Raw genomic sequence first — 14,364 nt, 5'->3', positions numbered from 1 at the left:
GGGGAGTCGTTCCACGCCGCCAGGACCCGCCCGCGCAGCCCGGCGGTGTCGAACGGGTCGGAGCTGGGCGCCGGAACGCTCAGCGGCCGCCCTCCGCCACCGCGTCCAGCTCGACGGGTTCGTCGGGGCCCACGGCGTCCCTGGCGTCCCCGGTGGGTGCCTCGAGGCCGACGACCTCGAGCCCGTCGGGGGACAGGTCGTCGATGAGCGGACGGGCCGGCTCCTCGGCGGTGACCTCGACGTCGGTCTCGCTGTGCGCGCCGCAGCCGTGGTCGACGCTGACGACCCGGCCGTCCTCGGGTGACCACTCGTTGGCGCACACCCCGAACACCTGCCGCAGCGAGCCCGCGACGGCCAGGAAGAACCCGCAGGTCGAGCACTGCCCCTTGGCGTTCTCGGCGATCTCCGTCCTGGGGCCGCGGTCGCCCTCGTACCAGCGGGTCGCGGCCTCGTCCCGGCCCAGCGGGGACAGCACGCGCTCGCGGCCCAGGCCCAGCTCGTAGATCGCCAGCTGGTCGAGGTCCTCGTCGCCGGTGGCCTCGAAGCCCTGCTCCAGCAGCGGGTCGTCGGCCTTGCGCGGCAACGTGTCCTGCGGCCCGACGTCCCCGGGGGCCAGACGCTGCGCCCACGGCAGCCACTGCGGCGGCTGCAGCGCGTCGTCGCCGGGCAGCAGGCAGACCTCGTTGACGGTGACGTTGCGCGCCCGGGAGGCGCGGGTCACGGTGACCGTCCAGCGCCACCCGCGGTAGCCGGGCAGCAGGCAGGCGAAGGTGTGGCTGACCAGGCGGTCGCCCTCGGCGCGCGCCTCGAGGTGCTCCCCGACGGTGCCCGGCTCGGCGATCTCCTCGGCGGCCGCGCGGGCCAGGTCCACCGCGCCCGCGGCCGCGGCGTCGAGCGTGGGCTTGCGGGCGCGGCGGGCCTTGGGGGCGGGTGCGGTGGTGATCGTCTCCTCGGACACGCTCACGCCTCGAAGTCGTCGGCGACGGCCCGCAGCACGGTGGCGATCTTCTGCGCACCGCCCTTCTCGGGGTAGCGCCCGCGGCGCAGGGAGCCGGAGACGCCGTCGAGCAGCTTGATGAGGTCCTCGACGATCGGGACCATGTCCTCGGGCTTCTTGCGGGTCGCGCGGGCCACGGAGTGGACCGGGTCCAGCAGCCGCACCGACAGCGCCTGCGTGCCGTTCTTGCCCTGCACGACGCCGAACTCCACGCGGCTGCCCTTGGACAGCGTCGTGGTGCCCGCGGGCAGCGCGGAGGCGTGCACGAACACTTCGGCGCCGTCCTCGGCGGCGAGGAAGCCGAACCCCTTGTCGGCGTCGAACCACTTGACCTTGCCAGTCGGCACGGGAACCTTCTCCAGTTGCGGTGCCGGGCGCTGCGGGCGGGCCGCGCGCACCGGCGGGTGTGCGTTCAGTGTCTGAGAGTCGTCTCGGGCGACGACGGTCCCTCCCAGGTTAACGGGGCGAGGGGACCGGGCGCGCGCTGTCGCCCAACTGGGCCACGTGCGAGGTGAGCCAGTCGCCGAACGCCTCCAGGCCCGGCAGCACGACCTCGGCCCCGGCCTCGAGCAGCGCCGCGGCGTCGTGCGAGCCGGTCGTCACGGCGACCGGGACCGCGCCGGCCACCTTCGCCGCCCGCACGTCACCCGGGTGGTCGCCCACGTAGGCCGTCGCGCCGAGCTCGGCCAGCCGGCGGCCCTTGTCCTCGGCGAACAGGTCACCGGTGACGTCCGCCTCGGCGACCGCCCCGGCCAGGCCGGCCACCGACAGCACGCGGTGCACGTTCGGCGTGTGCTTGGCGCTGACCACGAGGCTGCGCCCCCCGTGGGCCGCCGGTGCGGCCAGCGCGGCGGCCGCGGCCGGATAGGGGCGCACCGAGGCGATGCCCAGGGACGGGTACAGCTGCCGGTAGCGCGCGGCCATCGCCTCCAGCCGGGCCGCGGGGGTGCCGGGGGCCAGCCCGGCCAGGATGAGCTCGAGCGGCATGCCGGCGTAGGGCCAGGTGTCCGCGGCCGTGACCGTGATCCCCACCTCGGCCAGCACCGCGCGCAGGGTGGCGGCGATGCCGTCGCTGGAGTCGACCAGCGTCATGTCGAGGTCGAACCCGACGACCGGCACCGGTGCGGAGGCGGTCGAGGGCGGCGTCGGGAGACCGGAGGCGGTCTCGGGCGCGGAGCTCATGCCCCGACCCTACGTGCCGGGCGCCCCCGCCCCCCGCACCTCACCGTCCACGACCGCCCGGGGCCTCCGGGGCCTCCGGGGCCTCCGGGTCCTCCGGGCCCTCGGGACCACCACCCCGGCGCCGGTGCCTTGATCACGCGGTGAGACGCTTCGGGCGGCCGCTTGCGCACCTTCCGGGGCTGCGCAAGGGTCACGGTGCGAGACGGGACCCGTTCGCCGGCTCTCGTCCCGCGCACGACGACGCTGACGAGGAGAAGGCATGGCTGAGTACACCCTTCCGGATCTGCCCTACGACTACTCCGCGCTCGAGCCCCACATCTCCGGGGCGATCATGGAGCTGCACCACGACAAGCACCACGCCACCTACGTGGCCGGGGCGAACACCGCGCTGGAGAAGCTGGCCGAGGCACGGTCGAAGGACGACCTGTCCACGGTGAACCTGCACGAGAAGAACCTGGCGTTCAACCTCGGTGGGCACGTCAACCACTCGGTGTTCTGGCCGAACCTGTCCCCGGACGGCGGCGACAAGCCGACCGGTGAGCTGGCCGCGGCGATCGACGCCGACTTCGGCTCCTTCGACGGCTTCCAGAAGCACTTCGCGGCCACCGCGCTGGGCATCCAGGGCTCGGGCTGGTCGATCCTGGCCTGGGACTCGATCGGGCAGAAGCTCATCAACGTCCAGCTGTACGACCAGCAGGGCAACCTGGCGCTGGGTCTGGTGCCGATCGTGATGCTCGACATGTGGGAGCACGCGTTCTACCTGGACTACAAGAACGTCAAGCCCGACTACGTCAAGGCGTGGTGGAACGTCGTGAACTGGGCCGACGCCCAGCAGCGCTTCGACCGGGCACGCACGCAGACCTCCGGGCTCATCGTCCCCGCCTGAGGTCCGTGCCGACGAAGGGGTGGGACCGTCCGGTCCCACCCCTTCGTGCTGTCCCGCCCGGCCCCGCGGGTCAGTAGAGCAACCCGTGGTCCTTCCGGTTCCACGCCAGCACCGCGAACACCTGCACCATCGCGGCCTGCTGCAGCAGCATCGTCGTGGCCCCGCCCGTCTCGCCGTCGGGGAAGACGAACAGGCCGGTCGCCGCGTCGCGGCGCGTGGTCCACATCCGTTCGGCGTAGGCCGCCATTGCGTCGCGGTAGCGGTGCCCGCCCGTGACGGACTCCAGCAGCAGCAGGTTCTTGAACCAGATGGAGTTGAAGAACGGCGGGTGGCTGTCGAGGCGGCCGCCGTCGACGAACCAGGCCAGCGAGGCGTCCGCGATGCGACGGGCCTCGGTCAGGTGCTCCCGTTCGCGGGTGAGGAGGTGCAGCAGCACGTTCACCCCGACGGGCACGCCCTGGTTGTAGGACCAGACCGTCGTCTCGACCACCCCTTCGAGGTCCAGGTGGTCGTGGTACAGGCCGTCCTCGCGCTGCAGGTACCGGTTCGTCCACGCGTGGTACTTCCGGGCGCGTTCCAGGTACCGGCGCTCGCGGGTGAACTGGAACAACCGCAGGTCCAGTTCGGCGGCGGGCATGTTCGAGACGGTGTTCCGGTCGCTGCTCCACGGCGCCTGCGTCCAGAACACCCCACCGGGCGCGGCGTGCGAGGCGTCGGTGTCCCAGCCGGAGTCGACGAGGTCGGAGATCGCCTGCGCCTCGCGCAGGGCCGTGCGGTCGCCCGTCATGGCGTACTGCTGGACGTCCAGCAGCCCGACCCACAGGTTGTCGTCGTAGAAGAAGTCCCCGCCCGAGGCGTACGGCGGCAGGGGCGCGGAGGCGAAACCCGGCAGTCCCGTGGAGCCGGCCGGCGACCAGTAGTGCTGTTGCGCCGCAGCCAGGGCGCGCAGGTCGTCGCGGTACTTGCGGCCGGTCCCGGGGATCCCGGTGAGGTCGAGCGCGGCGACGTGGGCCTGGGAGAACGGCCACTCGTAGGAGTACTCGGGATCGTCCTCGGCGGCCGGGACCTGCTCGCGCAGCAGGCCGGAACCGTCGTCGACGGCGAAGTGGTCCAGCAGGGCCCGCCAGGTCTCGGCGGCCCGCCGGGCCCAGGGGCCACCACCGGCCGCGGACGACGAGGAGGTGGCGTGGGCGGGGGCGGTGAGCAGACCGGTGGCCGCCGTGGCGGACAGGCCGGTGAGGACGGAACGTCGGGTCGGGGCACGCACGGAGTTCTCCTGACGACGGTGTCGAGGGTGGTTCTGAGAACGTTCCCATCACGGTGTGCGATCGTCAACCCGTTGCTCGCGGGAAGGTGGGCGTCCGACCGCTTCGACACGACGACCCGGCGACGGGGACGATGACCGGGTGCTGACCCGACCTCTCCTGCTCCTGATGGCCGTCACGACGGGCCTGACGGTCGGCGGGAACTACGTGAACCAGCCGTTGCTGGACACCATCGCCGGCGACCTCGGCGTCTCCGACGGCCGGGCGGCGGGTCTGGTAACCGTCGCCCAGGTGTCCTACGGCCTGGGCCTGCTGCTCGTCGTCCCGCTGGGGGACCTGCTGGAACGCCGGCGGCTGCTCGTCGTCCTGGCGCTGCTGGCCGCCGCCGGCCACGCGCTGTGCGCGCTGGCGCCGGACTACTGGGCGCTGGCGGTGGGCACCGCCGTCGCGGGACTGTTCTCCGTCGCCGCGCAGATCCTCGTGCCGTTCGCGGCCGAACTGGCCGAACCCGGCCGCGCGGGCCGGGCGGTCGGGACCGTCATGAGCGGGTTGCTCATCGGCGCCCTGCTGGCGCGCAGCGTGTCCGGCGCGATCGCCGAGGTGGCGGGCTGGCACGCGCCCTACGCCGTCGTCGCGGTGGCCCTGGTCCTCATCGCGCTGGTGCTGGGGCGCCGGCTGCCGCGCAGCGCCCCGCACGCGGTCGGCGGCTACCTGGCGACGCTGGCCTCGGGGGCGCGGCTGGTGGCCGAACTGCCCCGGCTGCGCACCCGCGCCCTGCTCGGCGGTCTGGGGTTCGCCGGGGTCTCGGTGCTGTTCGCGACGATGACCTTCCAGTTGGCCGGGCCCCGGTTCGGGCTGTCGGACCTGCAGATCGGCCTCGTCGGCCTGTCCGGCGTCGCGGGAGCGCTCATGGCGACGGCCGCGGGCCGGATGGCCGACGCCGGCCGGGGGCAGTGGGCGACGGGGATCGGGGCGGTCGGGCTCGTCACGACGTGGGGGCTGCTGGGGTTGTCGGCCTCGACGTGGCTGACGTCCCTGGTGCTGTTCGTCCTCGGGTTCGGCCTGGTGGACATGTTCCTGCAGGCCGTGCACGTGTCGAACCAGAACGTCGTCTACCCGCTGCGCCCGGACGCGCGCGCCCGGCTGAACTCCGTCTACATGACGACGTACTTCGCCGGCGGGGCGCTGGGCTCGGCCGTCGGGTCGGCCGCGTGGGGTGCCGGTGGCTGGCCGGTGGTGACGGCCGTCGGGGCCGGGTTCGGCGTGCTGACGATCCTGGTGTGGCTGGTCGACCTGCGGCTGGAGCGCCGGTCGCCCGGCGGGGACGTCAGCGCTGCCGGCGCCGGTAGCCGATGAGGCCGCCGATCCCGCCGAGCACGACGACGACGGCGGCCGCGATGCCGATGAGCGTGCCGTTGCCGGAGTCGGCGACCGCGGTCGCCGGGTCGGGGGAGGCGGCGCTGCTCGCGGCGGGGGCCTCCGTCGTGGGGGCCTCCGTCGTGGGGGTTCCCACCGCACCGTCGGTGGTGAACGAGAACGTGCCGTCGATCGGGTGCCCGTCCGAGGACGTCACCCGCCACTGCACCTGGTAGGTCCCGGCCGGCCGGGCGCCGGTGAGCGGCTGGGTGATGGTCTCGTCGACGATCTGCGGTTCGCCGGTCGAGACGACGCTGCTGTCGGGGGCGGTGACCTGGACCCGGGTGCCGAGGGCCAGCGGGGTCGACGACATCGTCAGCGTGATGCTGTCCGGCGCGACGTCCAGGACCGAGTCCGCGGCCGGGTCGGTCGACTCCAGCCGGTCGTGCGCGGTGGCCGGACCCGCCAGGACCACCGGTGCGGCGAGGCCGACGAGGCCGGCCAGGGCGAGCGCCGACAGGCGGCTGCCCGTCGCGCGGACGGTGCGGGCGGTGGTCGAGGTGGTCGAGGTGGTGGTGGTCGGCACGGAGCCAGCCTACGGAGCGGTGACCCGACCTCCTACACCGTGTCGTGGACGGGCCCGGGCCGGTCCGGGCCCGGGGTGGCACAGTGGGGGCGTGCAGCAGCAGAAGGTCCAGCCCACGAACACCGGCGCGATCGGCGGGGTGGTCGCGTCCGCCGCGGGCCTGGTCGTCTCGCTGGCCTTCGCCCCGCTGGCCGTCGTCATGGGACTCGTCGTCCTCGTGCTCGGCGTGCGTGCCCTGCGGTCCGGGCACCCCGACCGCGGCTGGTGGACGGCGGCGCTGGCGCTGTCCGTGCTGTGCCTGGCGTCGGGTGTCCTCGGCACGGCCGTCGCCTTCGCGTGAACCCGCTCATCGTCAGCGCCGCGTTCGACGAGCAGTCGCAGCAGTCGCTGGACGCCTTGCGCCGCAGGTTCTTCCCGCCCGAGCGCAACCAGTTGCCGGCGCACCTGACGCTGTTCCACGCCCTGCCCGCCGACGCGCCGGGGGAGGTCCTCGCGGCGGTGCGCGCGGCGTGCGCCCGCCCGGCGCCGGCGGCCGGGGTGACCGGCGTCCGCTCGCTCGGCCGGGGGGCGGCGCTGGTGGTGGACTCGCCGGGTCTCGGGCAGGCCCGGGCCGCGATCGCCGGCGCCTTCGCGGGCCGGCTGACCCGGCAGGACGCCCAGGGGTTCCGTCCGCACGTCACCGTGCAGAACTTCGTCGACCCGGCGCTGGCCCGCGCCACGGTCGCGGACCTGTCGAGCGGGTTCGCGCCGTGGCCGCTCGCGCTGCTCGGGCTGGCCGTGCACCGCTACGCGGGCGGGCCGTGGGAACTCGTGGAGGTCGTGCCGTTCGGTGGTTGAGCCCCTCCGGCCAGCCGCCTCGTCGTCAACCGTAGGTTGACGTTCTTCTCGGTGTCAACCTACGGTTGACGCATGACGGATTCCCCCTCGGCCCTCGTCCGCCTCGACGACCTCATCCGGACGATCGCCGGACGCCACGACGAACCCCTCGACCGGCTCAGCGACGCCGTCGTCCTCGGTGACCACCTCGGGGAGGTGGCCGACGCGCTCATCGGCCACTTCGTCGACCAGGCCCGCCGCTCCGGTGCCTCCTGGTCGCAGATCGGGGTGAGCATGGGCGTGACCCGGCAGGCCGCGCAGAAGCGCTTCGTGACCCGTGAGGAGGGCGGGCCTTCGCCGCTGGACCCCAGCCAGGGGTTCAGCCGGTTCACCGACGCCGCCCGCGCGACCGTCGTCGGCGCGCAGGAACGGGCCCGCGAGGCCGGCAACGACACCATCGGCGTGCCGCACCTGTTGCTGGCGCTGTTCGCCGACCCCGACGGCGTCGCCGCCCAGGCCGCCGCGGCGCAGGGTGTGTCCGTGGAGGAGGTGCGGCGGGTCGCGCAGGCCTCGCTCGCCCCGGCGGCCGCGGAGGTTCCCGCGCTCATCCCGTTCGACGCCCAGGCCCGCGCCGTGCTGGAGCAGACCTTCACGCAGGCGCAGCGGCTCGGGGCCGAGCACGTCGACGCCGTCCACGTGCTGCTCGCGGTCCTGGCCGTCGAGGACGGGACCGGCGTGCTGGCCGGGCTCGGGGTCCGCGCGGAGGATGTCGGGTAGGTCAGCGGGCTGCGGCGGCCACGGCCGCCGGCAGCGCGGCGAGCACCGCGTCCACGTCCTCGTCCGTCGTCGACGGGCCCAGCGTGAACCGCACGGCCGTCCGCGCGACGTCGGCGTCCAGACCGGTGGCGAGCAGGACGTGCGAGGCGTCGTCGGAGTCGGCCGAGCACGCCGAACCGCTGGAGCAGACGATCCCGGCCAGCTCGAGTTCGGCCAGCACCGTCTCCCCGCCGACCGCGTCGAAGCAGAACGAGGCGTGGCCGGGCAGCCGGCTCGTGCGCGAACCCGTGAGCCGCGATCCCGGGACGGCCGCCAGCACCCCGTCGATCAGCCGGTCCCGCAACGCGCTCAACCGCACGTGCTCCTGCTCGCGGGAGGTCGCGGCCAGGTGCAGGGCCACGGCCGTCCCCACGGCCGAGGCCACGTCGGTGGTCCCGGACCGCCGGCCGCGTTCCTGCCCGCCACCGTGCAGCACGGGGGTCAGCGGCACCGCACCGCGGACCCACAGGAAACCGGCGCCGCGCAGGCCGCCGAACTTGTGCGCCGAGGCCGACAGCGCGTCGACCCCCAGCGCCTCCACGTCCAGGTCGAGGTGACCGGCGGCCTGGACGGCGTCGGTGTGCAGCGGGATGCCGTGCCGGCGGCAGAGCGCGGAGACCTGGGCCAGCGGTTGCACCGTGCCGATCTCGTTGTTGGCGTACATCACCGACACCAGCGTGGTGTCCGGGCGCAGCACCGCCTCCAGGGCGGCCAGGTCGAGCAGGCCGTCGGCGTCGACCCCGACGACGTCGAGCGCGAAACCGTGCGCGCGCAGGGCCCTGGCGGTCTCCAGCACGGCCGGGTGCTCGATCGCCGAGACGACGACGTGCCGCCCGCGGGGGTTCGCCGTCGCGATCCCGGTGACCGCCAGGTTGTCGGCCTCGGTGCCGCCGGCCGTCAGCACGACCTCGCCGGGACGGGCGCCCAGGACGTCGGCGATCGCGCCCCGCGCCGCGTCCAGCCCGGCCTTCGCGGCGCGGCCGACCTCGTGCGCGCTCGAGGGGTTCCCGGTGACCCGCGTCAGGTAGGGCCAGACGGCCTCCAGCACCTCCCGGCGCGGTGGGGAGGTCGCGGCGTGGTCGAGGTACACCGGATGGTCGACGGGCACCGTCACGTCAGCACCTCCGTGTCCAGACCCAGGTCCAGGGTGCGCGAGTTCTGGGTCAGCGCCCCCACCGAGATCAGGTCGACCCCGGTCTCGGCGATGCCGCGGACCGTGGCCAGGGTGACCCCGCCGCTGGCCTCCACGAGCGCGCGCGAGCGCGCGCGGACCACGCGCACCCCCTCGGCGAGGTCGGTGGGGGAGAAGTTGTCGAGCAGGACGACGTCGACGTCGGCGGCCAGCACGGCCTCGAGCTGGTCGAGGCGGTCGACCTCGACCTCGATCGAGGTGGTGTGCGGCACCTGCTCGCGCACCGACTTCAGCGCCGTCGTGACGTCCAGTCCGTGCGCCAGCAGCACCGCGAGGTGGTTGTCCTTGACCAGCACGGCGTCCGACAGCGACCAGCGGTGGTTGTGCCCACCGCCGGCGCGCACCGCGGCCCGTTCCAGCGCGCGCAACCCGGGCGTGGTCTTGCGGGTGTCGACGATGCGGGCGTTCGTGCCGGCGACGGCCTGCACGAACGTCGCGGTGGCGGTGGCGATGCCGGACAGGTGCTGCAGCAGGTTCAGCGCGATGCGCTCGGCGCGCAGCACACCACGGGCGGTGCCGCGCACCCGGCCCAGGACGTCACCGGTCGCGAAACCGGTGCCGTCGGGCGCGAGGTCGAGGACGTCGAGGCTGCCCGCGGTGAGCCGGGCGGCCTGGGTGAAGGCCTGCCGGGCGCACTCCGCCCCGGCCAGCACCCCGGGTTCGCGGGCGACGAGGGCGGCGTCGGCGACGGCTCCGGCGGGCAGCAGGGCCTCGCTCGTCACGTCACCCCAGGGGGCGTCCTCGGCCAGGGCCTGCTCGACCACGAGCTGCGGGGTTCTCACGGGATCCTCCGGAAGGAACGGCGGCGCGGCCGGGCCGGCACCGTGGGGTGGTCGCTGCGGAAGTGGGCCCCGAGGCTCTCCTCGCGGCCGGTGGCGGCCGCCAGCAGCAGGCGGGCGGCCAGCACGAGGTTGGCGTCCTCGCGGGTGGTGCGGGGGACGTCGGGGTCGTCGGCGCTGATCTCGACGGGATCCTCCTGCGGGGTCAGCAGTTTCGTCGCGACGGCCAGTCCCGCCTCGTCCCGGACGAGGCCGGCGTGCTCCCACAGCGCGGCCTGCAGGTCGCGGCGGCCGACGTGCGCGGCGACCGGAACCGCCGGGGCGGCCACCGCGGTGACGTCGTCGTCGCCGAACTCCGCGGCGAACGGGCCGCGGGTGATGTCGGCGACCACCGAGCCCCCGGTGACCAGCGCCTCCAGCAGCGAGTTCGAGGCCAGCCGGTTCGCGCCGTGCATCCCCGAGCAGGCGACCTCGCCGGCCGCCCACAACCCCGGCAGCGACGTGCGTCCCGCCGCGTCGGTGCGGATCCCGCCCATCCAGTAGTGCGCGGCCGGGGTCACCGGGACCGGCGTGGTCTCGGGGTCCAGGCCGGCGTCCCGGCAGAACTGCGCGATCCCCGGGAACCGGTCGGCGAACGGGCGCCCCAGCGCCGAGGAGACCCCGGTCGCGTCGAGCAGGACGGGTTTCCCGCCCTGCTCGGCCATCCGGCCGGCGATGGCGCGGGCCACCACGTCGCGCGGGGCCAGTTCGGCGCGCGGGTCGACGTGCGGCATGAACCGGTTCCCGGCGGCGTCCAGCAGCACCGCCCCCTCGCCGCGGACGGCCTCGGAGACGAGGAACGGGTTCGCCGTGGGGTCGGCCGGCTGGTGGACGGTCGGGTGGAACTGGAAGAACTCCAGGTCCGCGACCAGCGCCCCGGCGCGGAAGGCGGCGGCCAGCCCGTCGGCCGTGGCGACGCCGGGGTTGGTGGTGCGGCTGAACAACTGCCCCGCCCCGCCCGTGGCCAGGACGACGGCCCCGGCCCGTACCCGCAGCGACCGGCCGTCGGTGACGAACTCCGCGCCGACCACCCGCCCGTGCTCGACGAGCAGGCCGGCCAGGAACGCCTCCTCGTGGACCGTGACGTCGCTGCGCCGCACGGCGGCGGTCAGGGACCGCGAGATCGCCTCGCCGGTCCGGTCGCCACCGGCGTGCAGGATGCGCGACGTCGAGTGCGCGGCCTCCAGCCCCAGCGCCCAGCGGCCGGACGCACCGCGGTCGAAACTCACCCCGCGTTCGGCCAGCACCCGCACCGCGGCCGGCCCGGCCGCGCACAACGCCTGCACCGCAGCCGGTGAGGCCAGACCCGCACCGGCGGCCAGGGTGTCCGCGACGTGCACGGGGACGTCGGCGGCGTCGACCGCGGCGGCGATCCCGCCCTGGGCGTAGGAGGTGCTGCCCTCGCCCAGCGCGGTCTTGGTGGCCAGGACGACGCGGCCGTGCCGGCTCGCCTCCAGCGCGGCGGTGAGCCCGGCGACGCCGGCGCCGACGACGAGGACGTCGGCCCGGACGTCGGCCCGGACGTCGACGCGGACCTCCTCGACCGGGGTCACGGGTGCACCGCGAGCATGCGTTCCACCGCCGTACGGGCGTTCGCCGCGACGCCGGCGTCGACGCTGACCTGGTTGACGACCCGGCCCTGCACGAGGGACTCCAGGACCCAGGCCAGGTAGGCGGGGTGGATGCGGTACATCGTCGAGCACGGGCAGACGACGGGGTCCAGGCAGCTGATGGTCAGGTCCGGACGGGTGTCGGCCAGGCGCCGGACCATGTTGACCTCGGTGCCGATGGCGAACGCCGTCCCGGCCGGGGCGGCGTCGACGACCCGCTGGATGTACTGCGTCGAACCGGCCTCGTCGGCCGCGTCGACGACCTCCATCGGGCACTCGGGGTGCACGACGACCCGCACGTCGGGGTTCGCCGCCCGCGCGGCCGCGATCTGGTCGACGGTGAACCGCTGGTGCACCGAGCACCAGCCGCGCCACAGCACCACGCGCGCGTCCAGCAGGTCCTCGGGGGAGTTCCCGCCGTGGGGTCTGCGCGGGTCCCACACCGGCATCCGGGCCACGTCGACGCCCATGGCCTTGGCGGTGTTGCGGCCCAGGTGCTGGTCGGGGAAGAACAGCACCCGCTGCCCGCGCTCGAAGGCCCACTCCAGGACCTCCCGGGCGTTCGAGCTCGTGCAGACGATGCCGCCGTGCGCGCCGCAGAAACCCTTGAGCGCGGCCGCGGAGTTCATGTACGTCACGGGGACGACGGGAACGCGGCCGTCGGTGTCGGGTTCGGTGCCGTACAGCGCCTCGAGCTGGTCCCAGCACGCCTGCACCGCGTCGATGTCGGCCATGTCCGCCATCGAGCAGCCGGCCGCCAGGTTCGGCAGGACCACCGGCTGCTCCGGTGTGGTCAGCAGGTCGGCCGTCTCGGCCATGAAGTGGACGCCGCAGAACACGACGAACTCGGCCTCGGGCAGCTTCTGGGACTGCTGGGCCAGCTGGAAGGAGTCGCCGACGAAGTCGGCGTGCCGGACGATCTCGTCGCGCTGGTAGGCGTGCCCCAGGATCGTCACCCGCGACCCGAGTTCGGCCTTGGCCGCGACGATGCGCCGGTCCAGCTCCTCGGCGGACAGCAGCCGGTACTGCGCCGGGATCTGCTGCTGGACGGGGGAACCGGCCGGGGCCGGGTCCTGCCGGGACGCGCCCGCGCCGTACGTCGGCGACGGCAGGGGGGCGCCGGGGACGGCGTCGAACTGCCACGGGGCGGTGGGCAGGTCGGGGTCGCACGTCGCGTCGGCACCACCCGTCGTGCGGGTGAGCAGTGCGATCTGCGTGGGGACGGACGCCATCGTCAAGCCTTCTCTCGAAGAATCTGGAAACGTTTCCGGAACGCTCAGGCGAGCGGCCCGGCGTTCATCAGCGGGCCGGCCGATCCCTCGGGGACGACGGCCCGGTACAGCTTCGGCGGCCGGTGCCGGCCGCCGGTCTGGCGTTCTCCGGTCTCGACGACCGTTCCGGAGCCCTCCACCTGACGGCGGAAGTTCGCCGGGTCCAGCGGACGCTGCAGCACGGCCTCGTGCACCTCGCGCAGTTGCGCCAGCGAGAACCTCTCGCCCAGGAAGTGCTGGGCGACGTGGGCGTGCTGCACCTTGGTGCGCAACCGCCACAACGCGTACCGCACGACCTCGTCGTGGTCGAAGGCCAGGCCGGTGCAGTCGTCGCCCGAGGTCCACCGGACGTTCTCGCCCTCGGTCGCGGCGGCCGCCTCGTGGTTGCGCACCAGCGCCGAGTAGACCACCGAGACGACGCGCTGGCCGGGGGAGCGGTCCGGCCGGCCGAACGTGTAGAGCTGCTCGAGGTAGCTGGGCCGCAGCCCCGTCGTCTCGGCCAGCGTGCGGCGGCCGGCGTCGCTGAGGCTCTCCCGCGTCCGCACCCAGCCGCCGGGCAGGGCCCACTGCCCGGCGAACGGATCACGGGTGCGGCGCACCAGCGGCAGGTGCACCCGGACGTTCCCGGAACCGTCCGGCAACAGGGCGAAGATCACCGTCGACACCGCGACGAGGATCGACTGCTGGGAGGTGATCACGGGGGTTCGGGACCTCGGGAGGAGTAAGGGTGGTTCTGACAGCAACTACGCCGGGCAGGACTCTAGGGCCATCCGGGGGCCGGCCACAAGGACCCCCGCCGGTCCGTGCGGATCAGTTCAGGTGGAAACGACTCCAGACGCCCTCCGCCGCCAGGTCGTCCAGCAGGCTCGCCGCGCCCGGCAGGTGCGGCAGGTGGACGACGCCCGCCGGAACCGTTCCCCGTGCCAGTTCGAGGGCCACCCGCGCCGCCACGGCCGCCGTGGCCCGCGACTGCTGCCGACCCGTCACCGCGAACGCCGCGTGCCGCACCCCCGCGCCGACGGGGAACGTGCTCCCCGCGGGCCGGGGGGCGGACCAGGCGTCGGCGCGGACGGTGAAGCGGTCGCTGCCCAGGTGCACGCCGGTCAGGGCGCGGGACAGGGCGGCGCGCAGGGGTTCGGCGTCGCGCCACGGGGTGTGCCGCAGCAGACCCACCGCCCGCAGCGCGAGCGTGGCCGGCGCGGAGTCCAGGGTCAGCCGGCTGGTCACCTCGGCGCCGAGGGCCGCGGCGACGACCGGGGCGTCGCCGAACGGGAACGGCGACGCCCGGCGGGCACGGACCCCCTCCGGGCCGGGCAGGTGGACGGTGACCGCGGGGGCGGTGGGGGCGCCGTCCAGCAACGAGTCGACCGTCCAGCGGACCGCGGCGGGGCCGTGCCGCTCGGCGGCGCCGAGCGCGACCGTGATCGCGACGTGCGCCGCACCGCCCACGGCGTCCGAGGCCGAGCCTGGCCGCCCGCTCCCGCAGGGACCCCTCGCGACGGCCGACGAGGACCAGTTCGTCACCCACCTGCGGGGCGAGCAGTTCCGACACGTTCGACCCCACGGCGC

16 protein-coding genes are annotated in these 14,364 nt (G+C 74.7%); 5 read left to right on the top strand and 11 right to left on the bottom strand.

The window, feature by feature from the left end; translation table 11 throughout:
- Positions 1-79 precede the first annotated feature (79 nt).
- From ACRYR2_RS02365 to ACRYR2_RS02355, 3 genes are all read right to left on the bottom strand, one after another.
- Positions 80-964: a DUF3027 domain-containing protein gene (locus ACRYR2_RS02365; protein ID WP_432561214.1), complete on the bottom strand. Its 885-nt coding sequence runs from the start codon at positions 962-964 to the stop codon at positions 80-82.
- A complete protein-coding gene (locus ACRYR2_RS02360) occupies positions 961-1,344 on the bottom strand; it encodes a cold-shock protein (protein ID WP_432561213.1) in 384 nt (127 codons plus the stop codon). Before ACRYR2_RS02360 ends, ACRYR2_RS02365 begins: the two co-directional genes overlap by 4 nt.
- Positions 1,345-1,453: 109 nt before the next feature.
- Positions 1,454-2,179: an HAD family hydrolase gene (locus ACRYR2_RS02355; protein WP_432561212.1), complete on the bottom strand. Its 726-nt coding sequence runs from the start codon at positions 2,177-2,179 to the stop codon at positions 1,454-1,456.
- Between the two features lie 259 nt (positions 2,180-2,438).
- Between ACRYR2_RS02355 and ACRYR2_RS02350 the strand changes: the two genes are divergently transcribed.
- Entirely contained in the window at positions 2,439-3,065 is a 627-nt protein-coding gene (locus tag ACRYR2_RS02350) for a superoxide dismutase (protein WP_432561211.1), read from the top strand.
- 70 nt (positions 3,066-3,135) lie between these two features.
- Here ACRYR2_RS02350 and ACRYR2_RS02345 read toward each other — a convergent pair whose 3' ends face one another.
- Positions 3,136-4,332, bottom strand: a complete 1,197-nt coding sequence (locus ACRYR2_RS02345) for a glycoside hydrolase family 76 protein (protein ID WP_432561210.1) — start codon at positions 4,330-4,332, stop codon at positions 3,136-3,138.
- 139 nt (positions 4,333-4,471) lie between these two features.
- On the opposite strand from ACRYR2_RS02345, the gene ACRYR2_RS02340 reads away from it, so the two are divergent.
- A complete protein-coding gene (locus tag ACRYR2_RS02340) occupies positions 4,472-5,686 on the top strand; it encodes an MFS transporter (protein WP_432561209.1) in 1,215 nt (404 codons plus the stop codon).
- Here the strand turns inward: ACRYR2_RS02340 and ACRYR2_RS02335 are convergent.
- Positions 5,658-6,272 carry a copper resistance CopC family protein gene (locus ACRYR2_RS02335; RefSeq protein WP_432561208.1) on the bottom strand — a complete coding sequence of 205 codons (615 nt, stop codon included), beginning with the start codon at positions 6,270-6,272 and terminating at the stop codon, positions 5,658-5,660. The genes ACRYR2_RS02340 and ACRYR2_RS02335 overlap by 29 nt on opposite strands.
- Positions 6,273-6,363: 91 nt before the next feature.
- Between ACRYR2_RS02335 and ACRYR2_RS02330 the strand changes: the two genes are divergently transcribed.
- The 3 genes from ACRYR2_RS02330 (at position 6,364) to ACRYR2_RS02320 (ending at position 7,865) form a co-directional block, all read left to right on the top strand.
- On the top strand, positions 6,364-6,612 hold the full coding sequence (locus ACRYR2_RS02330) for a hypothetical protein (protein WP_432561207.1): 249 nt from the start codon (positions 6,364-6,366) through the stop codon (positions 6,610-6,612).
- Positions 6,609-7,109, top strand: a complete 501-nt coding sequence (locus tag ACRYR2_RS02325) for a 2'-5' RNA ligase family protein (protein ID WP_432561206.1) — start codon at positions 6,609-6,611, stop codon at positions 7,107-7,109. Before ACRYR2_RS02330 ends, ACRYR2_RS02325 begins: the two co-directional genes overlap by 4 nt.
- Before the next feature lie 72 nt (positions 7,110-7,181).
- The gene (locus tag ACRYR2_RS02320; RefSeq protein WP_432561205.1) at positions 7,182-7,865 is read left to right on the top strand and encodes a Clp protease N-terminal domain-containing protein; all 684 of its coding nucleotides are present in this window, start codon (positions 7,182-7,184) and stop codon (positions 7,863-7,865) included.
- A gap of 1 nt (position 7,866) precedes the next feature.
- Here ACRYR2_RS02320 and ACRYR2_RS02315 read toward each other — a convergent pair whose 3' ends face one another.
- From ACRYR2_RS02315 to ACRYR2_RS02290, 6 genes are all read right to left on the bottom strand, one after another.
- A complete protein-coding gene (locus ACRYR2_RS02315) occupies positions 7,867-9,018 on the bottom strand; it encodes a cysteine desulfurase family protein (RefSeq protein ID WP_432561204.1) in 1,152 nt (383 codons plus the stop codon).
- Complete coding sequence (gene nadC, locus ACRYR2_RS02310; RefSeq protein ID WP_432561203.1) at positions 9,015-9,878, bottom strand: carboxylating nicotinate-nucleotide diphosphorylase; 864 nt, start codon at positions 9,876-9,878, stop codon at positions 9,015-9,017. The genes ACRYR2_RS02315 and nadC overlap by 4 nt, the downstream gene beginning before the upstream one ends.
- Positions 9,875-11,467, bottom strand: a complete 1,593-nt coding sequence (gene nadB / locus ACRYR2_RS02305) for an L-aspartate oxidase (protein WP_432561202.1) — start codon at positions 11,465-11,467, stop codon at positions 9,875-9,877. Before nadB ends, nadC begins: the two co-directional genes overlap by 4 nt.
- Positions 11,464-12,756: a quinolinate synthase NadA gene (nadA, locus tag ACRYR2_RS02300; protein WP_432561201.1), complete on the bottom strand. Its 1,293-nt coding sequence runs from the start codon at positions 12,754-12,756 to the stop codon at positions 11,464-11,466. The genes nadB and nadA overlap by 4 nt, the downstream gene beginning before the upstream one ends.
- Before the next feature lie 44 nt (positions 12,757-12,800).
- On the bottom strand, positions 12,801-13,493 hold the full coding sequence (locus tag ACRYR2_RS02295; protein WP_432561200.1) for an NUDIX hydrolase: 693 nt from the start codon (positions 13,491-13,493) through the stop codon (positions 12,801-12,803).
- 112 nt (positions 13,494-13,605) lie between these two features.
- The gene (locus ACRYR2_RS02290; protein ID WP_432561199.1) at positions 13,606-14,244 is read right to left on the bottom strand and encodes a hypothetical protein; all 639 of its coding nucleotides are present in this window, start codon (positions 14,242-14,244) and stop codon (positions 13,606-13,608) included.
- Between the last annotated feature and the right edge of the window lie 120 nt (positions 14,245-14,364).

It is taken from the genome of Kineococcus deserti (assembly GCF_050871945.1).
Lineage (GTDB): Bacteria > Actinomycetota > Actinomycetes > Actinomycetales > Kineococcaceae > Kineococcus.
Note: the sequence above shows the minus strand (reverse complement) of the source record. Positions and strands in the feature narration are given on the sequence as shown.